Below are 24,088 nucleotides of genomic sequence, written 5' to 3'. Positions count from 1 at the left end.
CGCTGAATTTAACTACTGTGCGATAGAATGCGCCGCCTTTCCAGCCTATTAGCGTTTAGGCTGCGTTTAGTAGTGCAACTTGGCAGCGAAAGAGAGCAGCAGTGCTAGAGAAAAACAGCGCGCTAGCGCACAAAAAAAACCCGCTTGCGCGGGTTTTTTAGACAGCTAACTGCTTGGAGCGTATTACTTCTTGCTAAAACGCTTGCGCTCGGTCTCTTTAAGCAGCTTTTTGCGCAGTCGGATATGCACTGGCGTGACTTCCACGAGCTCGTCGGAGTCGAGGAACTCGATCGCCTGTTCCAGCGAGAACTTAACCGGCGGCGTTAGGACGATGTTCTCATCGTTGCCGGTAGAGCGCATGTTGTCGAGCTTCTTGCCCTTGGTGGGGTTAACCACCATGTCGTTAGCGCGGTTGTTGATGCCGATCAACATGCCTTCGTACACTTCCGTGGCGTGATCGATAATCAGTTTGCCACGCTCTTGCAGCGCATACAGCGCGTAGGCAAGTGCTTTGCCGTCGACCATCGATACCAATACGCCGTTACGGCGCTCGATAGAGGCTTCAGGCTTCAGCGGGCCGTAGTGATCAAAACGGCTGGTCAGGATGCCGGTGCCCGAGGTCATGGTCAAAAACTGACCGCGGAAGCCGATCAAACCACGCGCAGGAATAATGAAGTCCAGGCGAACCCGTCCTTTACCATCCGGCAGCATGTTGGTCATCTCACCTTTACGGTAGCCAAGCTCTTCCATGATCGAGCCCTGGTGCTGCTCTTCACAGTCGATGATGACTTCTTCGTAGGGCTCCTGCTTCTCGCCGTCGATTTCCTTAATGATAACTTCTGGGCGGCCAACAGCCAGTTCGAAGCCTTCACGACGCATGGTTTCGATCAGTACCGAAAGGTGTAACTCACCACGGCCAGACACTTTGAATTTCTCAGGGGTTTCGCCCTGCTCAACGCGCAGTGCCACGTTGTGAATCAGCTCTTGCTCAAGGCGATCCTTGATATTACGGCTGGTCACAAACTTGCCGTCTTTGCCCGCGAACGGAGAGTCATTGACCTGGAAGGTCATAGAAACTGTTGGCTCGTCGACGGAAAGCGGCGGTAGTGCTTCGACTCTAGCGGGATCGCACAGTGTGTCAGAGATCGACAGATCATCGATGCCTGTTACACAGACGATGTCGCCCGCCGTTGCTTCAGCCGTTTGTACGCGCTCAAGGCCCATATGGGTCATGACCTGACCGATTTTGCCTTTACGCACATTACCGTCAACGCCGATCACCGATATCTGCTGATTCGGTTTGACTGCGCCACGCTTGATGCGCCCGAGGCCGATAACACCCACATAACTGTTGTAGTCCAGCGCGGAAATCTGCATCTGGAATGGGCCATTGAGCTCAACCTGAGGCGGCTCAACGATATCGACGATGGCTTGGAACATGGGATCCATGTTGTCCGCCAGCTCTTCAGGATCCATACCGGCAATACCGTTTAGGGCAGAGCAGTAAATGATCGGGAAATCGAGCTGCTCGTCGGAAGCGCCGAGGTTATCAAACAGATCAAAAATCTGATCGATAACCCAGTCAGGGCGTGCGCCGGGACGGTCAATTTTGTTGACCACCACAATTGGCTTCAGACCCTGGGCGAATGCCTTCTGGGTGACGAAGCGCGTTTGCGGCATCGGGCCATCAACGGCGTCTACCAGAAGTAGTACCGAATCGACCATCGACATGACGCGCTCAACTTCACCACCGAAGTCGGCGTGCCCAGGCGTATCAACAATGTTGATGTGGTAGTCGTTGCCATGGCTATCTTTCCATTGAATGGCCGTGTTTTTGGCCAAAATGGTAATACCACGCTCTTTTTCCTGATCGTTTGAGTCCATGATGCGCTCTTGACCTTCTGCTTTACGGTCAAGGGTGCCGGACTGGCTCAGGAGTTTGTCGACCAGAGTGGTTTTACCATGGTCAACGTGGGCTATGATCGCGACGTTGCGCAGGTTATTAACCGCGCTGGAGTTTTGCTGGTTTTGCATGCTGAGAGAGAACTCTTGTGAACACCCGTTTGTCCACGGGTCGGAAAATGCGGGTCGCAAGGGCTGGCAATTTGCCGACCATCTTGGCTCAGGGCTTGCGTCCAATAGATATTCTACCATGTCGAAGGCTTCGCTGATATTACTGGAATGCTTATCGACCTTAGTCGCCCCCAGGAAAGTTTTCGCAGGGAACCTCCATCCGCTAGAATAGCGCTTTTCCCACTGGGGCAGGAGCATGACCATCGGCAACCTGATGCGTTTGTTAAGCGATGGCGAGGTTCACTCTGGCGAGCAGCTGGGTGAAACGCTGGGTATTTCTCGTGCGGCGGTGTGGAAACAGTTAAAGAAACTGGAGGCGCTCGGGGTTGAGCTCGTCGCCGTTAAGGGGCGTGGCTATCGACTTGCGCGGCGGCTAGAGCCTTTAGAGGGCGCAAAAATCGTTGAGCGTTTACCCGCTCAAGCGCGCCATCACCTTGCGCGTCTTTTTGTTGAGGATCAGCTGCCTTCTAGTAATGAGTATCTGCGTCAGCGCTTTGAGCAGGGCGCAGGGCACGGCGAAGTGTGCCTGGTAGAGCTGCAGACGGCGGGTCGCGGGCGGCGCGGTCGCGTATGGTCGACGCCCTGGGGGCAGAGCCTAATGCTCTCATTGGGCTGGCGCTTTGAGTCGGGTATTGCGGTGCTGGAAGGCTTGAGCCTGGCGGTGGGGGTGGTGGTTGCCCAAGTGCTTGAGCAGCACGGCGTGATGCCTAAACTCAAATGGCCAAACGATATTTTGCTCTCTGAGCAGGGTGATGCCGCGAGCGATGAGCTGGGCAAGCTGGCTGGCATCCTCATCGAAGTCACCGGAGATGCGGCAGGCCCCTGCGAGGTAGTCATTGGCATGGGCATGAATTTGTGGCTACCTGACGCTCTGCGCGCAGCCATTGATCAGCCCATCGCGGCGCTTTTCGAGCGATTGCCTGATCTATCACGCAATCAGCTAGCATCCGATGTGGTCGCGGGTTTGTTGGTCATGCTGGCTGACTTTGAGCGGGACGGCTTTAGCGCATGGCGTGATGCCTGGAACGAGCGTCATGCCTATGCAGGCCTACCTATCCGCGTTATTCAAGGCCAGCAGACCAGTGATGCGATAGCGGGTGAAGTAGATGAGAGTGGTAACCTGTGGGTTACCGAAAATGGTCACTCGCGACGCCTAGCCGGCGGTGAGATCAGCGTACGTAGGCGTTTATGATTCTGGATCTTGATATCGGCAACACACTGTCTAAGTGGCGGTTGAAAGATGCCGTGAGCAGCGAGATACGTTCGCGTGGCGCGGTATGGACCCGCGAAGAGTGGCGTCCTGGGGCGGATATCCCCGATCTTGATGTGGTCGAGGCGGTGCGCATTTCAAGCGTCGCCAGAGCGGCGGTATTGGAAGAGACGGTCGCGTTGCTTCGTAGTCGTGTGCGCCATGTGCATGTGGCGCACTCCACGCATGAGGCGCTGGGCGTGGTTAACGGCTATGAAGAGCCGGGGCGCTTGGGTGTTGATCGCTGGATGGGGGCATTGGCAGGCTATCAGTTGGCGGGCGGCTGCTGTGCGGTGGACTGCGGCAGTGCTATTACGATTGATTTTGTATTGCCCGGTGGGACTCACCTGGGCGGCTTTATTATCCCCGGCTTGCGCTTGATGAAAGAGAGCTTAAAGCTCGGCACTCGCAATGTGGCCATTGATCCCGAGAGCGAGGCCGATGAATTGCTTGAACCTGGGCGGCGTACCGTGGATGCGGTCAATCACGGTATCTATATGGCCGCCGTCAGCGCTATTAATCGTATTTACAGCGAAGTGTGTGATCAGGAGAGCGTGGCACTACCGATGCTGCTAACGGGCGGCGATGCCCGAGTAGTTTCGCGGGGGGTGCAGGTGCCTCATGCCGTGTGGCCGGATATGGTGTATGGCGGCTTAGAGGCGTGCTTTCCGATGACCTTCGCTGAGCGTGCCGGAAAAATGTCCGGCGCGCCGCGAGTGCCAGAGCCTGTCTCGCTAGAAAAGATTCGCGCGGGACTTGCATTCTCAATGCTGCTTTGACAGAATGCAGCGCGTTCAAGGGCAAGGCGAAAGCGCTTTGCAATGCATCAAGTAATGCATCAAGTGTTGATAACTAAGCGTAAATAGAGACACGTTTAAGCGATTATCAGTCTTGACACTTTCTTGAAGGTTGGCATAATATGCCGCCACGCTGGAGAGATTCCCGAGTGGCCAAAGGGAGCAGACTGTAAATCTGCCGCGAAAGCTTCGAAGGTTCGAATCCTTCTCTCTCCACCAGAATTAAATGGCAGCGATCTTGGTCGGTGCTGTTGAATGAAAAGCCGGTAGCGGGCATCGTCTACAAGGCGGCGCAGAGCGCAGCGGATTGTCATTCAGGCAAGGTGCTGCGGGCGTAGTTCAAAGGTAGAACCTCAGCCTTCCAAGCTGATGGTGCGGGTTCGATTCCCGCCGCCCGCTCCAGTTGTTGTGTTTAGCTCATGTAGCTCAGGGGTAGAGCACACCCTTGGTAAGGGTGAGGTCGACGGTTCAATTCCGTCCATGAGCTCCATATTTTGCAAGAAAAAAGTTGTTGCAGGAAAAAGTTGCGAAAAAAGCGAGCGATGCTCGCTTTTTTTGTCTCTAGTGTTCAGGCGCTTACTTTTTGTAGGCTCTGAATATTAAGAAGGGGTTGTCAGGAGTGGTTTTCTCCGCTACCATGGCGCCCGCTGTTGTGTAGGCGTATTAAAGCGCGTTTATGCACATGACGATACAGGCCAGTAGCTCAATTGGCAGAGCAGCGGTCTCCAAAACCGCAGGTTGGGGGTTCGATTCCCTCCTGGCCTGCCAACCTTCCCCAGGTTGGTATGTCTTTTTCCAAAATTCTTTTATCGTTCGCCGCACCCTGAGGAGTCTCGTTTTTATGAAGCCTGGTTCTGTAAAACATGGCGCCGAGGTGCAACAGACGCGCCATGACGGGCTCAAGTGGGCGGCGGTCGTAGCGCTGCTTGTCGTTGCTGTTGTTGGTAATACCTATTTCGCCGATATTGGCCTGCTCTACCGCGTGCTGGGTGTGGTGGTATTGTGTGTGATCGCAGGTTTGATCGCGCTGACCACTACCAAAGGTCGTGATTTAGTAGAGCTTGCCAGAAGCGCCAAGAAAGAGATTCAGCGCGTTGTATGGCCGACCCGTCCCGAAACTATTCAGACCACCGCCATTGTGCTGGTGGCTGTTTTGGTGGTTGGGCTGATGCTGTGGTTGATCGACACTCTTCTTGGCTGGGCAATGTCCGGCGTCATTGGTTAGGAGTCTTCATGTCCAAACGTTGGTACGTCGTTCACGCTTATTCTGGGTTTGAGAAGCATGTCATGCGCTCGCTTATTGAGCGTGTGAAAATGTATGGTATGGAAGATCGCTTTGGCGAGATTCTGGTGCCAACAGAAGAAGTCGTCGAAATGCGTGACGGCAAGCGTCGTAAGAGTGAGCGCAAATTTTATCCCGGCTATGTATTGGTCGAGATGGAAATGGCCGACGAAACATGGCACCTCGTCAATGAGACGCCGCGTGTTATGGGCTTTATTGGCGGTACAAAAGAGAAGCCTGCACCGATTACTGCTCGCGAAGCAGATGCAATTTTGATGCGCGTAAAAGATGGCACTGATAAGCCACGGCCTAAGACGATGTTTGAGCCGGGCCAGTCAGTGCGCGTTGTTGATGGGCCGTTTGCTGATTTCAATGGCGTTGTCGAAGAAGTGAATTATGAAAAGAGTCGTCTGCAGGTCAGCGTGCTGATCTTCGGACGCTCTACACCTGTTGAGTTAGAGTTTTCTCAGGTTGAGAAAGAGTAACGGGTGAGTAGTGAATAGTTAGTAGTGAATAGTTAGTAAGCGGTAAGTTTTAATTCGTGTGAAATGGCTGGTTCAGCTGTTTTACTAGTACCGGGGAGCCTTCGGGCGTTATCACCCAATTGGAGTGTTAAAGATGGCCAAGAAAGTACAGGCTTATATCAAACTGCAGGTTGCTGCAGGTAAAGCCAATCCAAGTCCGCCGGTAGGCCCCGCGCTGGGTCAGCACGGCGTGAACATCATGGAATTCTGTAAGGCGTTCAACGCCGCGACTCAAGAAATTGAGCCGGGCCTGCCGACGCCTGTCGTGATCACTGTCTACTCAGACCGTAGCTTCACGTTCGTTACCAAGACACCGCCTGCTGCCGTGCTGCTGAAAAAAGCCGCTGGTATCAAGTCCGGTTCTGGTGAGCCGAACAAGAAGAAGGTCGGCACTGTGACGCGTGAGCAGCTCGAAGAGATCGCTAAAACGAAAGAGCCTGATTTGACGGCTGCGGATCTTGACGCCGCTGTGCGCACCATTGCTGGCAGCGCTCGCAGCATGGGCCTAAACGTGGAGGGTCTCTGATCATGGCTAAACTGTCTAAGCGTGCGAAAGTTATTCGCGAGAAAGTAGACACTACCAAAGCTTACTCTATTGAAGAAGCCGTAGCGCTGCTCGCCGAGCTGTCTACCGTTAAATTCAAAGAGTCTGTCGATATCGCTATCAACCTCGGCGTTGACCCGCGTAAATCTGACCAGGTTGTGCGTGGCGCGACCGTCATGCCTAACGGTACTGGTAAAGATGTACGCGTTGCGGTCTTCACCCAGGGTGCCAATGCCGATGCCGCTAAAGAAGCGGGCGCCGACATTGTGGGTATGGACGACTTGGCTGAGCAAGTGAAAAAGGGCGTCATGGATTTTGACGTTGTTATCGCTTCGCCTGACGCTATGCGCGTTGTTGGTCAGCTGGGTCAGATCCTCGGTCCGCGCGGCCTGATGCCTAACCCGAAAGTTGGTACCGTAACGCCTGACGTGGCAACCGCTGTTAAAAACGCCAAAGCCGGTCAGGTGCGTTTCCGTACAGACAAAAACGGCATCATCCACACTACCCTGGGTAAAGTGGACTTTGATGCTGCAGCAATTAACGGCAACCTGGAAGCGCTGGTTGCTGACCTGAAGCGCCTCAAGCCGAGTGCGTCGAAAGGCATTTACTTTAAGAAAATGACCATGTCCACTACCATGGGCCCAGGTCTGACTATCGATCACTCCTCTTTCGCGTAAAGAGAGAGGTCGTTAGCGTTAAAGTAAGAGAACCGAGCAAGAACTTTGCGGTCCCCCGTTTGGTGAATAAAACTGCCGGGGCATCGTCAAAGACCGCAGGTGCCGCTCCTGATCAGTACGCTGTTTGTACTCAACAAGAGCGGCTTAATTGCCCATAAGCGCCTGCGCAGATGGTGTGGCCGCCAGTTGGTTAAGCTTAACGGCTTTCTGGTGAGCACCATCCCTAAGGCTTTCCGCTTTGCACTGCTGTTGCTTTGCAGTAAGGAACGGGAAGAGATGGTAACCACCGGAACCTTCCTGGGTTCCGGCACGAAGGAGTGATCACTGTGCCACTAGCACTTGAAGGCAAGAAAGCGATTGTTGCCGAGGTCAGTGAAGCGGCCAAGGGCGCACTCTCCGTCGTAGTTGCTGATTCTCGCGGCGTCACGGTTGGTAAAATGACCGATCTGCGTAAGCAGGCGCGTGAGAATGGTGTAGAGCTGCGTGTTGTTCGTAATACGCTGGCTCGCCGCGCTCTCGAGGGCACTCAGTGGGAGTGCTTAAACGATAGCTTCGTTGGTCCTACGTTGTTGGCCTTCTCGACCGATCATCCGGGCGCTGCTGCTCGTCTGTTCAAAGAGTTTGCTAAAACGGACAAGAACTTCGAAGTGAAAGCGTTGGCCTACGAAGGTGAGCTGATTCCGGCTGCTGACATCGACCGTCTGGCAACCCTACCGACTTACAACGAAGCAATTGCCAAGTTGATGTCGGTAATGAAAGAAGCCTCCGCTGGCAAGCTGGTTCGTACTCTGGCCGCCCTGCGCGACCAGAAGCAAGAAGCAGAAGCTGCCTAAGCAGCGTTTCTTGCAGGCGGCGTGACGCGTCTGACGCGATAAGCCATGAGCAGCGCGCTGCCTGAACCGAGCAATGAATCCCGAGTCCTCGGCTGACCGAGACTCCCGCAAAGTTAGGAATGAAACAATGGCACTGTCTAAAGACGATATCATCAATGCTGTAGCCGACATGTCCGTAATGGAAGTTGTCGAGCTGATCGAAGCAATGGAAGAGAAATTCGGCGTTTCTGCCGCTGCTGCCGTTATGGCTGGTCCGGCTGCTGCTGGCGAAGCTGCTGAAGAGCAGACTGAGTTTGACGTAGTTCTGACGTCTGCTGGCGACAAGAAAGTTAACGTGATCAAAGCAGTTCGTGAGATCACTGGCCTTGGCTTGAAAGAAGCTAAAGGTGCTGTTGATGGCGCTCCTGCGACCATCAAAGAAGGTCTGTCTAAAGACGACGCTGAAGCAGCTAAAGCTAAGCTGGAAGAAGCGGGCGCAACCGTCGAGCTCAAGTAATTCTTGTGCGGACGGCTTTACGCGCTGCGTAAGCTTCCACGGCTGGCGGCGGGATATCCCGCTGCCGGCCTTTTTCTGTTGTAACTGATGTTCAATAGCAGCAGTGCTGTTTGCAAACAGCGGGAACGATAGAAACGTAGAAAATGTGTATCTACGACAGTGTAATCGACGACTGAGTTATCGAACTAGATTTTCGACGGCGAGCTACCGATTTGAGGGGCTTGCTGTCTGCGTCTGACGAAGCCCGCCGGGCAGCGATGACCACGCATCGGTCACCCATGGTGAACAAGCTGGGGAATACAGATGGCTTACTCATATACTGAGAAAAAACGCATCCGCAAGGATTTCGGCAAACTGCCCCAAGTGATGGATGTGCCTTACTTGCTGGCGATCCAGCTTGATTCCTATTACGACTTCCTCCAGCAAGATCGTTCGCCCGACGAGCGTCACGAGGTCGGACTACACGCGGCGTTTAAGTCCGTGTTTCCGATTGAGAGCTTTTCCGGTAATGCCGCGCTTGAGTATGTCAGCTACCGTTTCGGCACGCCGGCGTTCGATGTTAAGGAGTGCCAGCTGCGCGGCGTGACTTACTCCGCCCCGCTGCGTGTTAAGGTTCGCTTGATCATCTATGATCGCGACTCCTCGAACAAAGCAATCAAAGATATTAAAGAGCAGGAAGTCTACATGGGGGAAATCCCCCTGATGACCGAGAACGGTACCTTTGTTATTAACGGTACTGAGCGGGTTATCGTTTCCCAGCTCCACCGCTCGCCCGGTGTGTTCTTCGATCACGACAAAGGCAAGAGCCACTCCTCTGGTAAGTTGCTCTACTCAGCCCGCGTGATTCCTTACCGTGGCTCCTGGTTAGACTTCGAGTTTGATCCCAAAGACAACGTCTTTGTACGTATTGACCGTCGCCGTAAACTGCCGGCCTCGGTGCTTATGCGTGCGCTGGGAATGAACACCGAAGAGATTCTTGCTGAGTTTTTTGAAACCAGCGTCTTCCACATCGAGAAATCCGGTTTCTCTGTGGAGCTGGTACCGTCGCGTCTGCGCGGCGAGACGGCGACTTTCGACATCAAAGATGGCGAAGGTAATGTCATCGTTGAAGAAGGACGCCGTATCACCCAGAAGCACATTCGCCAGCTAGAAAAAGCCGGCCTTGAGCGTCTGGATGTGCCGATGGAGTACCTGTTCGGCAAAACCCTGGCTAAAGATCAAATCGACACGAAGACGGGTGAATTGATCTGCCCGTGCAACACCGAGATCACCCCGGAAGTGCTCGAGCGTATGGCTCAGGGCGGCATTGCGCTGATTGAAACCCTGTACACCAACGACCTTGATTGCGGTTCTTTCATCTCCGACACATTGAAGCTGGATGCGACTAACTCCGCGCTTGAAGCGTTGGTCGAAATCTACCGCATGATGCGTCCCGGCGAGCCGCCGACCAAAGAGTCTGCCGAAACGCTGTTTAACAACCTGTTCTTCTCTGAGGACCGCTACGACCTGTCGGGCGTTGGCCGCATGAAGTTCAACCGTCGCCTGCGTCGTGATACCGACACAGGCTCCGGCGTGCTTGATCGCAAAGACATCCTGGATGTGCTGCGCGAGCTGATCAATATTCGTAACGGCTTCGGTGACGTTGACGATATCGATCACCTGGGTAACCGTCGTATTCGCTGTGTAGGCGAAATGGCTGAAAACCAGTTCCGCGTTGGCCTGGTGCGCGTAGAGCGTGCGGTGAAAGAGCGTCTTTCCATGGCGGAAAGCGAAGGCCTGATGCCTCAAGATCTGATCAACGCCAAGCCGGTCGCGGCGGCGGTGAAAGAGTTCTTTGGCTCCAGCCAGCTTTCCCAGTTTATGGATCAGAACAACCCGCTTTCCGAGGTTACCCACAAGCGTCGTGTGTCCGCACTCGGCCCCGGTGGTTTGACCCGTGAGCGCGCTGGCTTCGAAGTACGTGACGTTCACGCCACGCACTATGGCCGTCTCTGCCCAATCGAAACGCCAGAAGGCCCGAACATCGGTCTGATCAACTCACTGGCAACCTACAGCCACACCAACAGCTACGGCTTCCTAGAAACGCCGTACCGTAAAGTGGTTGACCGCCAGTTGACTGACGACATCGTTCACCTTTCGGCGATCGAAGAGGGCGACTTCGTTATCGCCCAGGCGTCAGCAGCGGTAGATGAGTCCAACAAGCTGAGTGATGATCTGGTTCAGGTACGTCACCGCGGTGAAACGACCTTTATGCGTCCTGAGCAAGTGACGCTGATGGACGTATCGCCACGTCAGGTTGTATCGGTCGCGGCAGCATTGATTCCGTTCCTTGAGCACGATGACGCTAACCGCGCCTTGATGGGTTCTAACATGCAGCGTCAGGCAGTACCGACTCTGCGTGCCGAGAAGCCGCTGGTAGGTACCGGCATGGAGCGCTTTGTTGCTCGTGACTCCGGTGTCTGTGCGGTAGCGCGCCGCGGTGGCTTAATTGACTCCGTTGACGCACGTCGTGTGGTCGTAAGGGTTAATGAAGATGAGATCATCGGCGGTGAAGCCGGGGTTGATATCTACAACCTGACCAAGTACACCCGTTCGAACCAGAACACCTGTATGAACCAGCGCCCCATCGTGCGCCCAGGTGACAGCGTAGCGCGCGGCGATATTCTCGCTGACGGCCCGTCTGTCGATATGGGTGACCTGGCGCTTGGCCAGAACATGCGCATCGCCTTTATGCCCTGGAACGGCTACAACTTCGAAGACTCGATTCTGCTTTCCGAGCGGGTCGTTCAAGAAGACCGTTTCACCACCATCCACATTCAGGAACTGACCTGTGTGTCTCGCGACACCAAGTTGGGCTCAGAAGAAATCACTTCTGACATCCCGAACGTGGGTGAGTCTGCGCTCTCCAAATTGGATGAGGCGGGCGTTGTTTACATCGGTGCTGAAGTAGGCCCTGGCGATATTCTGGTCGGTAAGGTGACGCCGAAGGGTGAAACCCAGCTCACGCCAGAAGAGAAGCTGTTGCGTGCCATCTTCGGTGAAAAAGCGTCTGACGTTAAAGACACCTCGCTGCGTGCCCCTACCGGCATGAAAGGCACCGTCATCGACGTTCAGGTATTTACCCGGGACGGCGTTGAGAAAGATTCACGTGCCCTAACCATCGAGCGTATGCAGCTTGATGAGGTGCGTAAAGATCTTCAAGAGACCTACCGTATTGCCGAGGACGCCACCTTTGAGCGTCTAAAGCGTACTCTTGATGGTCAAGCGGTTAACGGCGGCCCGAACCTTAAGAAAGGCGACGTGCTGGATGAGGATTACCTCGACGAGCTGCCGCGTCAGCAGTGGTTCAAACTGCGCATGCAGGATGAGTCTTACAACGAGCTATTGGCCCAGGCCGATGAGCAGTTGGAAAACCGTCGTAAAGAGATGGACGAGCGCTTTGAAGATAAGAAGCGCAAGCTGACTCAGGGCGATGACCTTGCGCCTGGCGTACTGAAAATCGTTAAAGTCTACATGGCTGTTAAGCGTCGCATTCAGCCCGGTGACAAGATGGCTGGTCGTCACGGTAACAAAGGTGTTATCTCGGCGATTATGCCGATCGAAGATATGCCGTTTGACGAGAAGGGCGAGCCGGTCGACGTGGTGCTTAACCCGCTGGGCGTACCATCACGTATGAACGTCGGTCAGATTCTTGAAACCCACCTGGGCATGGCTGCTCGCGGCCTGGGCGTCAAGATCGAAGCCCTGCTGCGTGATGCACGCGGTCAGCAAGTCGCGGAAATTCGTGACTTCCTGGGTCAGGTGTACAACACACCGGGTACGCGCATTGAGGATCTCGACTCCCTGACCGATGACGAAATCATCGCGCTGGCGAAGAACCTGAAAGCGGGTGTGCCGATGGCGACGCCGGTGTTTGACGGTGCTAAAGAGCACGAAATCAAGCACCTGCTGAAGCTTGCGGATATCCCCGAGTCGGGCCAGATGGCCCTATTCGATGGCCGTACCGGTGACGCCTTTGACCGTCCGGTTACCGTCGGCTACATGTACATGCTGAAGCTTAACCACTTGGTAGACGACAAGATGCACGCGCGTTCTACCGGTTCTTACTCGCTGGTTACCCAGCAGCCCTTGGGTGGTAAGGCGCAATTCGGTGGTCAGCGCTTCGGTGAGATGGAAGTGTGGGCGCTGGAAGCATACGGCGCCGCTTACACGCTACAAGAGATGCTCACCGTCAAGTCGGACGACGTCGAAGGCCGCACCAAGATGTATAAAAACATCGTGGATGGCGACCACACCATGCAGGCAGGCATGCCGGAATCCTTCAACGTACTCGTGAAGGAAATCCGCTCGCTGGGCATCGATATCGAGTTAGAGAGCTAGGAGCCGTCACATGAAAGATTTGGTGAAAGTACTCAAATCGCAGTCTCAGTCCGAAGAGTTTGACGCGATCAAGATTACCCTGGCGTCGCCGGACATGATTCGCTCCTGGTCGTTTGGCGAGGTGAAGAAGCCTGAGACCATCAACTACCGTACCTTTAAACCGGAGCGGGATGGTCTGTTCTGCGCCAAGATTTTTGGCCCGGTAAAAGACTATGAGTGCTTGTGCGGCAAATATAAGCGCATGAAGCACCGCGGTATTATCTGCGAGAAGTGTGGCGTAGAAGTAACCAAAGCCGCCGTGCGCCGTGAGCGCATGGGGCACATTGAGCTAGCCTCGCCGGTGGCTCACATTTGGTTCCTGAAGTCACTGCCGTCGCGTATCGGCATGTTCCTCGATATGACCCTGCGTGATATCGAGCGCGTGCTCTATTTCGAAAGCTTTGTCGTCATCGACCCAGGCATGACCACGCTTGAGCGTGGTCAGCTGTTGAACGACGAGCAGTACTTCGAAGCGCTGGAAGAGTTCGGCGACGACTTTGATGCCCGCATGGGTGCTGAAGCGGTTCAAGAGCTGCTCAAAGACATCGATCTGGAAGAAGAGATTAACCACCTGCGCGAAGAGATTCCGCAGACTAACTCTGAAACCAAGATCAAAAAACTCTCCAAGCGCTTGAAGCTGCTGGAAGCGTTCTACCACTCCGGCAATGCGCCGGCGTGGATGGTCATGGAAGTGCTACCTGTGCTGCCGCCGGATCTTCGTCCGTTGGTACCGCTTGACGGTGGCCGCTTCGCGACCTCTGATTTGAACGACCTTTACCGTCGTGTGATTAACCGTAACAACCGTCTTAAGCGTCTGCTTGACCTCAATGCGCCGGATATTATTGTGCGCAACGAGAAGCGTATGCTTCAGGAAGCGGTTGATGCGTTGCTCGACAACGGTCGTCGTGGTCGTGCGATCACGGGCTCCAACAAGCGTCCGCTGAAATCGCTTGCCGACATGATCAAAGGTAAGCAGGGCCGTTTCCGTCAAAACTTGCTCGGTAAGCGCGTTGACTATTCGGGCCGCTCGGTCATTACCGTCGGCCCGACGCTGCGCCTGCACCAGTGTGGTCTGCCTAAGAAAATGGCGTTGGAGCTGTTCAAGCCGTTCATCTACTCCAAGCTGCAGTCATTGGGCTACGCCTCAACGATTAAAGCCGCCAAGAAGATGGTTGAGCGCGAACTGCCGGAAGTGTGGGACATCCTTGCTGATGTCATCCGCGAGCATCCGGTACTGCTTAACCGTGCACCGACGCTGCACCGTTTGGGCATCCAGGCGTTTGAGCCGCTGTTGATCGAAGGTAAAGCGATCCAACTGCACCCGCTGGTATGTGCTGCCTACAACGCCGACTTTGACGGTGACCAGATGGCGGTACACGTACCGTTGACCCTGGAAGCCCAGCTTGAAGCCCGTGCGCTGATGATGGCCACCAATAACGTGCTGTCACCTGCTAACGGCGAGCCGATCATTGTTCCGTCGCAAGACGTTGTTCTGGGTCTGTACTACATGACCCGCGAAAAGATCAACGCCAAAGGCGAAGGCATGGTGTTCTCTGACCTTAATGAGGTTGAGCGCGCCTTCGGTACGCAGTCGGTATCGCTCCACGCCCGCGTGAAAGTGCGTCTCGACGAGATCGACGTTGAAGAAGAGACCGGAGAACGCAGCTTCCATCGCCGCATTTACGACACCACCGTAGGTCGTGCGCTGCTGTTCCGCATCCTGCCGGAAGGTGTGCCGTTCGCGCTGATCGATCAGCCGATGAAGAAGAAGGCGATCTCCAGCCTGATCAACGAAGTCTATCGTCGTGCCGGCCTTAAGCCGACCGTCATTTTCGCTGACCAGCTAATGTATACCGGTTTCCGTCTCGCGACGTGGTCCGGCGCCTCTATCGGTGTTAATGACTTCGTTATTCCCGAAGCGAAAACGGAAATTGTTGACGCGGCGGAAGCGGAAGTTAAAGAGATCGAAGACCAGTTCTCTTCTGGCCTGGTAACTGCGGGTGAGAAGTACAACAAGGTTATCGATATCTGGTCAAAGGCCAACGACAAAGTTGCCAAAGCGATGATGGTCGGTATCTCGAAAGAGACCGTCATTGATCGCGATGGTAACGAAGTTGAGCAGGACTCGTTCAACAGCGTCTTCATCATGGCCGACTCTGGTGCGCGTGGTTCTGCTGCACAGATTCGTCAGCTTGCCGGTATGCGTGGCCTGATGGCCAAGCCGGATGGCTCGATCATCGAAACGCCGATCGTCGCCAACTTCCGTGAAGGTCTGAACGTACTTCAGTACTTCATCTCGACCCACGGTGCACGTAAAGGTCTTGCGGATACGGCACTGAAAACTGCCAACTCCGGTTACCTGACGCGTCGTTTGGTCGACGTGGCACAAGACTTGGTCATTACCGAGGTCGATTGTGGCACTGAAAATGGTTTGACACTGCACCCGATTATCGAAGGCGGCGACATTATTGTGCCGCTTTCCCAGCGCGTCCTAGGCCGCGTAGTGGCGCAGGATGTTATTCATCCGGGCAGCGGCGAAGTGCAGCTTGCCAAAGGTACCCTGCTGGATGAGAAGTGGTGTGCTGAGCTCGATACCATGGGTGTCGACGAAATCATTGTGCGCTCCACGATTACCTGTGAAACAGCGCACGGTGTATGTGCTTCCTGTTACGGCCGTGATTTGGCCCGTGGGCATCAGGTCAACATTGGTGAAGCTGTCGGCGTTATCGCTGCACAGTCGATCGGTGAGCCGGGTACCCAGTTGACCATGCGTACGTTCCACATCGGCGGTGCGGCATCGCGTTCATCTGCGGTTGATAGCGTACAGGTTAAGCACGGCGGTAAAGTTCGCCTGCACAACATCAAGCACGTAGAGCGTGCCGACGGCAAGCTGGTCGTGGTGTCGCGTTCAAGCGCCTTAGCGGTGGCTGACGACCATGGTCGTGAGCGTGAGTACTACAAGCTGCCTTACGGTGCTGAGCTTTCTGTACGTGACGGCGATGTAGTGGATGCCGGCGCGATCGTGGCTAAGTGGGATCCGCACACTCACCCGATCGTTGCTGAAGTAGAGGGTAAAGCACAGTTCATCGACCTAGACGAAGGTGTCACCATGCACCGTAGCGTCGACGAGATGACCGGTCTCTCCTCTATCGAGGTTATCGAGTCAGCCGCACGCCCCATGGCGGGCCGTGACAAGCGTCCGATGGTCATGCTGCAGGATAGCGCTGGTGAGTACGTCTCTGTTTCCGGGTCGAATACGCCGGTTCAGTATCTGCTACCTGGTAACTCCATTATCTCCGTAGACGATGGCGTCACCATTGGTGTAGGTGAAGTGGTTGCCCGTATTCCTGTTGAGGCCTCGGCCAACAAAGATATCACCGGTGGTCTGCCGCGGGTTGCTGACTTGTTTGAAGCGCGTAAGCCGAAAGAGTCTTCAATTCTGGCCGAAATCAGCGGTGTTATCAGCTTCGGTAAAGAGACCAAAGGTAAGCGTCGCCTGACGATTACCCCGGAATCTGGCGATCCGTTTGAAGCGCTGATCCCAAAATGGCGTCAAATCGCCGTGTTTGAAGGCGAAACTGTTGAGAAGGGTGAGGTCATTTCCGATGGTCCGAGCAACCCGCACGATATTCTGCGTTTGCTAGGTGTCGAGGAGCTTGCCAAGTACATCACTGCCGAAGTGCAGGACGTTTATCGTCTACAAGGCGTAGGCATTAACGATAAGCACATTGAAGTGATCGTGCGTCAGATGCTGCGTAAGGTGGAGATTTCTGATTCAGGTGATTCTGACTTCATCACTGGCGACCAAGCGGAGCTAGTGCGTGTATTGGAGCAGAACGTACGTCTTGAAAAAGAGAAGAAATTCCCAGCCAAGTATCAGCGCATGCTGCTGGGTATCACCAAAGCCAGCTTGGCAACCGAGTCGTTCATATCTGCGGCCTCCTTCCAGGAGACAACCCGCGTATTGACCGAAGCAGCGGTGACCGGCAAGCGCGATTACCTGCGCGGCTTGAAAGAAAACGTGGTAGTTGGACGTCTGATTCCGGCGGGTACCGGTTTGACTCACCACGCAGAGCGTCGCCGCAAACGCGAAGACGTTGAGCAACTGTTCAATCCTTCGGCTACCGAAATTGAGCAGGAGTTAGGTGCCCAGTTGACCGCTCTCGATTCAGACGATGAGCTGTAAATTGGCGCTTGATTCAGTAGTTAAAAAAGTAGTCAAAACAGTAGTTAAAAAGAGTAAGTAAAACGAGCAGCTGACCTGAAAAAGCGCAGTCTTGCCGGTTAAACCGCCGGCGAGGCTTGACGTAACATAGGGTCAGCCTTTAGAATGCGCAGCCTTTAACAGTGGGGTGGGTGCGCCCGCATCCGCTGCCCGTATTTGTTTAAAGGCTAAGGCAACCATTGGAGTCAGCTAAACACCATGGCAACGATTAATCAGCTAGTGCGCAAGCCGCGCAAGCGCCCCGTCACCAAAAGTGACGTGCCAGCGCTGCAGGCCTGTCCGCAAAAACGCGGCGTATGTACGCGCGTTTACACCACCACCCCGAAGAAGCCTAACTCGGCCCTGCGTAAGGTTTGTCGTGTACGCCTGACGAATGGCTTTGAAGTCTCTTCGTACATCGGTGGTGAAGGTCACAACCTTCAAGAACACTCTGTCGTTTTGATTCGCGGCGGCCGTGTAAAGGATTTGCCAGGTGTGCGTTATCACACCGTTCGTGGCGCCCTTGACACCTCCGGCGTACAAAACCGTCGTCAGGGTCGTTCTAAATACGGTACTAAGCGTCCTAAGTCCTAAGGGATGGGGTTGCTGTACAGCGCGGCCACTTTAGTTGGGTGTGTTGAGTAACGATTATCACGAATTTGACGGTCTGATAAGAGTAAGGTCGGGCGACGCTAAGCGTCTTGTACGCAGCATGAGTCCCGGGTTTACCTGAAAGATCCTTAATTGAGGGCTTATCATGCCTAGAAGAAGAGTAGTAGCTAAACGCGACATCCTGCCGGATCCTAAGTTCGGAAGTGAGCGTCTGGCGAAGTTCATGAACCACCTGATGGTCAGCGGTAAGAAGTCCATAGCTGAGCGTATCGTTTACGGTGCGCTGGACAAGGTTGCCGAGCGTAGTAAAGAAGATCCGCTGGAGATCTTCGACAAAGCGCTGGAAGCTATTCAGCCTATGGTCGAAGTGAAGTCGCGCCGCGTTGGTGGTGCGACCTATCAGGTGCCGGTTGAAGTACGTCCGTCTCGCCGTCAAGCGCTTGCAATGCGTTGGTTGGTGGATGCGGCGCGTCGCCGCGGTGAGAAAACCATGGTGCAGCGTCTGGCTGGCGAAATGCTGGATGCCGCTGAAGGCAAAGGTTCTGCTGTTAAGAAGCGCGAAGACGTGCATCGTATGGCCGAAGCCAACAAAGCTTTCTCGCACTATCGTTTCTAAGAGCGTCGCTTTAAGAACGGCGTTTTTAAGTACGGCGTTTGTAAGCGCAGTGTTTATAAAGTTCGCGTTTATATATGCACGTTGTTTCAGCATGGCGTCGTTGAAAGTGGTAAGTCGAGTCGCTTTGTTGCAACACCCCGCCGCTATCATGCTGTGATGGTGGCGGTAGCGTAAGGCTCACTTTCGCCGCTGCTAAATTAACGAGCATCGCCAACTAACGGGGGTTTTACCGTGGCACGCAAGACACCACTTAATCGCTATCGCAATATCGGTATCGTCGCTCACGTTGACGCGGGTAAAACCACGACAACTGAGCGGGTACTGTTCTATACCGGCCTTTCCCATAAGTTGGGCGAAACGCATGAAGGTGCTTCGACTACAGACTGGATGGAGCAGGAGCAAGAGCGTGGTATTACTATCACCTCGGCTGCTGTAACCACCTTCTGGCAAGGTATGGCTAAGCAGTTTGACGAGCACCGTATCAACATCATCGATACCCCTGGGCACGTTGACTTCACAATCGAAGTTGAGCGTTCACTGCGTGTCCTTGATGGTGCGGTCGTTGTGCTGTGTGGTTCTTCCGGCGTTCAGCCGCAGACCGAAACCGTATGGCGTCAGGCCAACAAGTACGAAGTGCCGCGTATGGTCTTCGTCAACAAGATGGACCGTACCGGCGCTGATTTCTTCATGGTTGTTGACCAGTTGAAAGAGCGCCTGGGTGCCAACGCCGTACCGATCCAAATCAATTGGGGTACGGAAGAAGACTTTAAAGGCGTTGTCGATCTTATTGAGATGAAGGCTATCCTGTGGGATGAAGCAAGTCTGGGTATGAGCTTTGAGCTCGTCGATATTCCGGCTGAGCTGCAAGAGACTGCTGAGAAGTATCGCGAGGAGATGGTCGAGGCCGCTGCCGAAGGCTCTGATGAGCTGATGGAGAAGTACTTGGAAGGCGGTGAGCTGTCGATCGAAGAGATCAAGGCTGGTCTTCGTGCACGCACGTTGGCGAACGATATCGTTCTGGTTACCTGTGGTTCTGCGTTCAAGAACAAGGGTGTACAGGCGGTTCTCGATGGCATTATCGAATTCATGCCGTCACCGACTGAAGTTAAGGCGATCGAAGGTGAGCTGGACGATAAAGACGGTACGATTGCGACTCGCGTAGCAGATGACAGTGCACCGTTTGCGGCGTTGGCGTTCAAAATCGCCACCGACCCCTTCGTTGGTACGCTGACCTTTATTCGCGTCTACTCGGGCGTTCTGAAATCTGGTGACGGTGTATATAACTCCGTTAAGCAGAAGAAAGAGCGTGTTGGCCGTATTGTTCAGATGCACGCCAACTCTCGTGAAGAGATTAAAGAGATCCTGGCGGGCGATATTGCGGCATGTATCGGTCTGAAAGATGTCACTACAGGTGACACTCTCTGCGATATCGATAACAAAATCGTTCTCGAGCGCATGGAGTTCCCGGATCCGGTTATTTCGGTTGCTGTTGAGCCAAAATCTAAGGCTGACCAAGAGAAGATGGGTGTTGCTCTGGGCAAGCTAGCTCAGGAAGATCCTTCCTTCCAGGTTAAGACCGACGAAGAAACCGGCCAGACCATTATTTCTGGTATGGGCGAGCTCCACTTGGACATTATCGTTGACCGCATGCGTCGCGAGTTCAAGGTTGAAGCTAATATCGGTAAGCCTCAGGTTGCATACCGCGAAACGATTCGCGGAAGCGTCGAGCAAGAAGGCAAGTTCGTACGTCAGTCTGGTGGTCGTGGACAGTACGGTCATGTTTGGCTGCGTATCGAGCCGCTGACTGCAGCAGAAAAGGGTGAAGGCGAAGACGAACTCTTCTTCAAATTCAACTCTGAAATCGTGGGCGGCACGGTTCCTAAGGAATACGTACCTGCGGTTGAGAAGGGTGCTTTTGAGCAGCTCAAAAACGGCGTCATTGCGGGTTACCCGATGATCGACGTTAAAGTAACGCTGTTTGATGGCTCCTTCCACGACGTAGACTCCAACGAGACTGCGTTCAAGATTGCTTCTTCTATGGCAGTAAAAGAAGGTGCCAGGAAGGCCAAGGCCGTGCTGCTGGAGCCGGTGATGAAGGTCGAAATCGTGACCCCCGAAGAATTTATGGGTGACGTCATGGGCGACCTGAGCCGTCGTCGCGGCTTGGTGCAGGGTATGGATGACTCTTCCGCAGGTAAAGTCATTCGTGCAACGGTGCCACTGGGTGAGATGTTCGGTTATGCAACCGACCTACGCTCTCAATCCCAGGGCCGTGCGAGCTACTCTATGGAGTTCTCGAAGTACGAGGAGGCGCCCTCCAGCGTCGTTGAAGCCGTCATCAATCAAAACGGTTAACCGTTAGCTAAAAGAGGTTATAGCAGTGGCTAAGGAAAAATTCGAACGTTCCAAACCGCACGTCAACGTCGGCACCATTGGTCACGTCGACCACGGTAAAACGACTCTGACTGCGGCCCTAACCCGCGTGTCTGCTGAGGTTTTCGGCGGCGACTGGCGTGAATTCGATACTATCGATAACGCTCCTGAAGAGCGCGAGCGTGGTATCACCATCGCGACTTCTCACGTGGAGTATCAGTCTGAAGAGCGCCACTACGCGCACGTTGACTGCCCAGGACACGCTGACTACGTCAAGAACATGATCACCGGTGCGGCGCAGATGGATGGCGCAATCCTGGTATGTTCTGCCGCTGATGGCCCGATGCCGCAAACGCGCGAGCACATCCTGCTGTCACGTCAGGTTGGCGTACCGTACATCGTTGTGTTCCTGAACAAAGCGGACATGGTCGATGACGAAGAGCTGCTTGAGCTGGTAGAGATGGAAGTTCGTGAACTTCTAGACCAGTACGACTTCCCGGGCGACGACACGCCGATCATCACTGGTTCAGCGTTGATGGCGCTGAACGGTGAAGATGAGAACGGCATGGGTACTACCGCCGTTGCTAATCTGATCAAAGCTCTGGATGAGTACATTCCTGAGCCGGAGCGTGCTATCGACCAGCCGTTCCTGATGCCGATCGAAGACGTATTCTCTATCTCTGGCCGTGGTACTGTTGTTACCGGTCGTGTAGAGCGCGGTATCGTGAAAGCGGGCGAAGAAGTGGAAATCGTGGGTATCCGCGACACCACTAAAACGATCGTAACTGGCGTTGAAATGTTCCGTAAGCTGCTCGACGAAGGTCGTGCAGGTGAGAACGTTGGTGCCCTGCTGCGTGGTACTAAGCGTGATGACGTTGAGCGTGGTCAAGTATTGGCCAAGCCAGGCACCATCAACCCGCACACTACCTTCGAAGCAGAAGTTTACGTACTGTCCAAAGAAGAAGGTGGTCGTCACACGCCTTTCTTCAAGGGCTACCGTCCTCAGTTCTACTTCCGTACCACTGATGTAACAGGTACTTGTGAACTGCCGGAAGGTGTTGAAATGGTCATGCCGGGTGATAACGTGCAAATGGTTATTACCTTGATCGCTCCGATCGCGATGGACGAAGGTCTGCGCTTCGCAATCCGCGAAGGCGGACGTACTGTCGGCGCTGGCGTTGTGGCCAAGATCGTCAAGTAAGTTGCTTGCTTGAATGATGAAGGGGGCTCTGATGAGCCCCCTTTTCTGCGCACCATTAGCAAATGTTTGACATGGGCTTATGGCGTGCCTATAATGCGCATCCTTTGAATGCGTGGGTAGACGGCTCGCGCCGTCGACATCCATTGGAGTTTAGGGCAAATGCAGAACCAAAAGATTCGCATTCGGTTGAAAGCGTTCGACCATCGCCTGATCGATCAGTCCACTGCGGAGATTGTTGAAACCGCTAAGCGTACTGGTGCTCAGGTTCGTGGGCCGATTCCGCTGCCGACCAACCGCGAGCGCTATACCATTCTGATCTCGCCGCACGTCAATAAAGATGCGCGTGACCAGTATGAGATTCGTACTCACAAGCGTGTGCTCGACATTGTTGAGCCGACTGAGAAAACTGTTGATGCATTGATGAAGCTCGATCTCGCCGCTGGCGTTGACGTGCAAATCAAGCTCAACTAATTACACTAGTCACTTTGCGGCCCAGCGCTTATCGCTCGTTGTAACGAGTTAGCATAAGCAGCAGCCGCCGCGCCGTGAGGCGCCATACAATGTGCTAGTGGAATGCTCTGGAAAGGGCAGCCATAGCGGGTGATAGCCCCGTACACTATAGGAGACTGAGTATGACTATCGGTTTAGTCGGTAAAAAGGCCGGGATGACCCGTGTCTTTACCGAAGACGGCGCGTCTGTGCCCGTAACCGTTATTGAAGTTGATCCTAATCGTGTTACACGCGTTAAATCTGTCGAGTCTGACGGTTACGCAGCGATTCAGGTCACGTCTGGCTCTCGCAAAGCTAAGCACCTCACCAAAGCGCAAGCGGGTCAGTTTGCCAAGGCGGGTGTTGAAGCTGGTCGCGCGCTAATGGAATTTCGTCTTGCAGAAGGCGAAGAGATTCCTGAAGTGGGCGGCGAAATCACCGTATCCCTCTTTGAAGCTGGTCAAATGGTTGATGTGACTGGCACCTCTAAGGGTAAAGGCTTCCAGGGTGCTGTTAAGCGCTGGAACTTCCGTACCCAAGATATGACTCACGGTAACTCTCTGTCGCATCGCGCGCCGGGTTCTATCGGCATGTGTCAGACACCAGGTCGCGTTTTTAAAGGCAAAAAGATGGCCGGTCAAATGGGTAATGCCCGTTGCACCGTTCAAAGCCTTGAGATCGTCCGTGTCGACGCCGAGCGTAACCTGCTGTTGATCAAAGGCGCAGTACCGGGTGCTCCCGGTAGTGACGTTATCGTTCGCAGCGCCGTGAAAGGCTGATAGGGGATAATTACCATGAATCTGAATCTTGCTACAGGCACGGGTACCGTTGAAGTAGCCGACGCCACTTTTGGCAAAGAATTCAACGAAGCGCTCGTTCACCAAGTGGTCACTGCCTATTTGGCAGCTGGTCGCCAGGGAACTCGCGCACAAAAGAGTCGTTCCGACGTGCGTGGCGGTGGTAAAAAGCCGTGGCGTCAGAAAGGCACCGGTCGTGCACGTGCCGGTACTATCCGCTCTCCGCTATGGCGTAGCGGCGGCGTAACCTTCGCGGCTCGTCCGCAAGACTACACCCAGAAGGTTAACCGCAAGATGTACCGTGCAGCGATGCGCTCCATCTTGTCTGAGCTGGTACGTCAAGAGCGCTTAGTCGCGGTTGAAGAGTTCAGCGTCGATGCGCCTAAGACTAAGCAGGTAGCTGCCAAGCTGAAAGAGCTCAACCTTGAAAAAGTGTTGATCGTCACTGAAGAAGTTGATGAAACGCTCTATTTGGCCGCACGCAACCTTCCCCACGTTGATGTGGTGAATGTCGCCGCAGCTGACCCGGTAAGCCTGGTTGCCTTTGATAAGGTCCTGATTACCGTCTCCGCCCTGCGTAAATTCGAGGAGAATCTGGCATGAACCAGGAGCGCGTATTCAAGGTTCTGCTTGGACCGCACGTGACCGAAAAAGCCGCGATGGCAGCCGAGCGCAACCAGTACGTTTTCAAGGTGGCGAGCGATGCTACCAAGCCTGAGATCAAGAAGGCCGTAGAAGCACTTTTCGGCAAGAAGGTCGGTCGCGTTCAAGTATTGAACGTGAAAGGTAAAACAAAGCGTACTGCGAACGGCATTGGCCAGCGTAAAGGCTACCGCAAAGCGTATGTGAGCCTGGCTGCGGGTGAAACGCTCGAAGACTTCTCAGGCGCCGAATAAGGGCAG

At 54.3% G+C, this 24,088-nt stretch carries 20 protein-coding genes and 4 tRNA genes; 23 read left to right on the top strand and 1 reads right to left on the bottom strand.

Annotation, left to right across the window (positions count from 1 at the left end; genetic code table 11):
* Positions 1–183 precede the first annotated feature (183 nt).
* Complete coding sequence (typA, locus tag ACQKE4_RS16000; protein WP_427389328.1) at positions 184–2,034, bottom strand: translational GTPase TypA; 1,851 nt, start codon at positions 2,032–2,034, stop codon at positions 184–186.
* Positions 2,035–2,269: 235 nt separating this feature from the next.
* Between typA and ACQKE4_RS15995 the strand changes: the two genes are divergently transcribed.
* From ACQKE4_RS15995 to rplW, 23 genes are all read left to right on the top strand, one after another.
* Positions 2,270–3,265: a biotin--[acetyl-CoA-carboxylase] ligase gene (locus ACQKE4_RS15995; RefSeq protein ID WP_427389327.1), complete on the top strand. Its 996-nt coding sequence runs from the start codon at positions 2,270–2,272 to the stop codon at positions 3,263–3,265.
* Positions 3,262–4,101: a type III pantothenate kinase gene (locus tag ACQKE4_RS15990; RefSeq protein WP_427389326.1), complete on the top strand. Its 840-nt coding sequence runs from the start codon at positions 3,262–3,264 to the stop codon at positions 4,099–4,101. The genes ACQKE4_RS15995 and ACQKE4_RS15990 overlap by 4 nt, the downstream gene beginning before the upstream one ends.
* A 153-nt stretch (positions 4,102–4,254) precedes the next feature.
* A tRNA-Tyr gene (locus ACQKE4_RS15985) sits at positions 4,255–4,338 on the top strand.
* Positions 4,339–4,447: 109 nt separating this feature from the next.
* Positions 4,448–4,521, top strand: a tRNA-Gly gene (locus ACQKE4_RS15980).
* 13 nt (positions 4,522–4,534) lie between these two features.
* Positions 4,535–4,609 (top strand) — tRNA-Thr (locus ACQKE4_RS15975).
* A 202-nt stretch (positions 4,610–4,811) separates the two neighbouring features.
* A tRNA-Trp gene (locus ACQKE4_RS15970) sits at positions 4,812–4,887 on the top strand.
* A 73-nt stretch (positions 4,888–4,960) separates the two neighbouring features.
* Positions 4,961–5,344 carry a preprotein translocase subunit SecE gene (gene secE / locus ACQKE4_RS15965; RefSeq protein ID WP_022520874.1) on the top strand — a complete coding sequence of 128 codons (384 nt, stop codon included), beginning with the start codon at positions 4,961–4,963 and terminating at the stop codon, positions 5,342–5,344.
* An 8-nt stretch (positions 5,345–5,352) separates the two neighbouring features.
* A complete protein-coding gene (nusG, locus tag ACQKE4_RS15960) occupies positions 5,353–5,886 on the top strand; it encodes a transcription termination/antitermination protein NusG (RefSeq protein ID WP_290836847.1) in 534 nt (177 codons plus the stop codon).
* Positions 5,887–6,019: 133 nt separating this feature from the next.
* Positions 6,020–6,451, top strand: a complete 432-nt coding sequence (gene rplK, locus ACQKE4_RS15955; RefSeq protein ID WP_016419070.1) for a 50S ribosomal protein L11 — start codon at positions 6,020–6,022, stop codon at positions 6,449–6,451.
* A gap of 2 nt (positions 6,452–6,453) precedes the next feature.
* On the top strand, positions 6,454–7,146 hold the full coding sequence (gene rplA, locus ACQKE4_RS15950; RefSeq protein ID WP_427389325.1) for a 50S ribosomal protein L1: 693 nt from the start codon (positions 6,454–6,456) through the stop codon (positions 7,144–7,146).
* Positions 7,147–7,245: 99 nt separating this feature from the next.
* Entirely contained in the window at positions 7,246–7,467 is a 222-nt protein-coding gene (locus ACQKE4_RS15945; protein ID WP_427389324.1) for a hypothetical protein, read from the top strand.
* 5 nt (positions 7,468–7,472) lie between these two features.
* On the top strand, positions 7,473–7,979 hold the full coding sequence (gene rplJ / locus ACQKE4_RS15940) for a 50S ribosomal protein L10 (protein WP_290670072.1): 507 nt from the start codon (positions 7,473–7,475) through the stop codon (positions 7,977–7,979).
* Between the two features lie 127 nt (positions 7,980–8,106).
* Positions 8,107–8,475: a 50S ribosomal protein L7/L12 gene (rplL, locus tag ACQKE4_RS15935; protein WP_427389323.1), complete on the top strand. Its 369-nt coding sequence runs from the start codon at positions 8,107–8,109 to the stop codon at positions 8,473–8,475.
* Positions 8,476–8,778: 303 nt separating this feature from the next.
* Entirely contained in the window at positions 8,779–12,855 is a 4,077-nt protein-coding gene (gene rpoB, locus ACQKE4_RS15930) for a DNA-directed RNA polymerase subunit beta (RefSeq protein ID WP_427389322.1), read from the top strand.
* Between the two features lie 10 nt (positions 12,856–12,865).
* Positions 12,866–17,080 carry a DNA-directed RNA polymerase subunit beta' gene (rpoC, locus tag ACQKE4_RS15925; protein WP_427389321.1) on the top strand — a complete coding sequence of 1,405 codons (4,215 nt, stop codon included), beginning with the start codon at positions 12,866–12,868 and terminating at the stop codon, positions 17,078–17,080.
* Positions 17,081–17,317: 237 nt separating this feature from the next.
* Complete coding sequence (rpsL, locus tag ACQKE4_RS15920) at positions 17,318–17,692, top strand: 30S ribosomal protein S12 (protein ID WP_008959173.1); 375 nt, start codon at positions 17,318–17,320, stop codon at positions 17,690–17,692.
* A gap of 163 nt (positions 17,693–17,855) precedes the next feature.
* The gene (gene rpsG, locus ACQKE4_RS15915; RefSeq protein WP_008959172.1) at positions 17,856–18,326 is read left to right on the top strand and encodes a 30S ribosomal protein S7; all 471 of its coding nucleotides are present in this window, start codon (positions 17,856–17,858) and stop codon (positions 18,324–18,326) included.
* 231 nt (positions 18,327–18,557) lie between these two features.
* The gene (gene fusA / locus ACQKE4_RS15910; RefSeq protein WP_427389320.1) at positions 18,558–20,681 is read left to right on the top strand and encodes an elongation factor G; all 2,124 of its coding nucleotides are present in this window, start codon (positions 18,558–18,560) and stop codon (positions 20,679–20,681) included.
* A gap of 25 nt (positions 20,682–20,706) precedes the next feature.
* Positions 20,707–21,900, top strand: a complete 1,194-nt coding sequence (tuf, locus tag ACQKE4_RS15905) for an elongation factor Tu (RefSeq protein WP_427389319.1) — start codon at positions 20,707–20,709, stop codon at positions 21,898–21,900.
* A gap of 159 nt (positions 21,901–22,059) precedes the next feature.
* Positions 22,060–22,371, top strand: a complete 312-nt coding sequence (gene rpsJ / locus ACQKE4_RS15900; RefSeq protein ID WP_007112007.1) for a 30S ribosomal protein S10 — start codon at positions 22,060–22,062, stop codon at positions 22,369–22,371.
* Positions 22,372–22,532: 161 nt separating this feature from the next.
* Positions 22,533–23,168, top strand: a complete 636-nt coding sequence (rplC, locus tag ACQKE4_RS15895; RefSeq protein ID WP_427389318.1) for a 50S ribosomal protein L3 — start codon at positions 22,533–22,535, stop codon at positions 23,166–23,168.
* Positions 23,169–23,183: 15 nt separating this feature from the next.
* Positions 23,184–23,789 (top strand): 50S ribosomal protein L4, encoded by a 606-nt coding sequence (gene rplD / locus ACQKE4_RS15890; protein ID WP_427389317.1) that lies wholly within the window; start codon positions 23,184–23,186, stop codon positions 23,787–23,789.
* Complete coding sequence (gene rplW, locus ACQKE4_RS15885; protein ID WP_427389316.1) at positions 23,786–24,082, top strand: 50S ribosomal protein L23; 297 nt, start codon at positions 23,786–23,788, stop codon at positions 24,080–24,082. Before rplD ends, rplW begins: the two co-directional genes overlap by 4 nt.
* Positions 24,083–24,088: the final 6 nt, after the last annotated feature.

Source organism: Halomonas sp. NPDC076908 (assembly GCF_050269715.1).
GTDB lineage: Bacteria > Pseudomonadota > Gammaproteobacteria > Pseudomonadales > Halomonadaceae > Vreelandella.
This window is presented reverse-complemented; position numbering and strand designations above follow the sequence as displayed.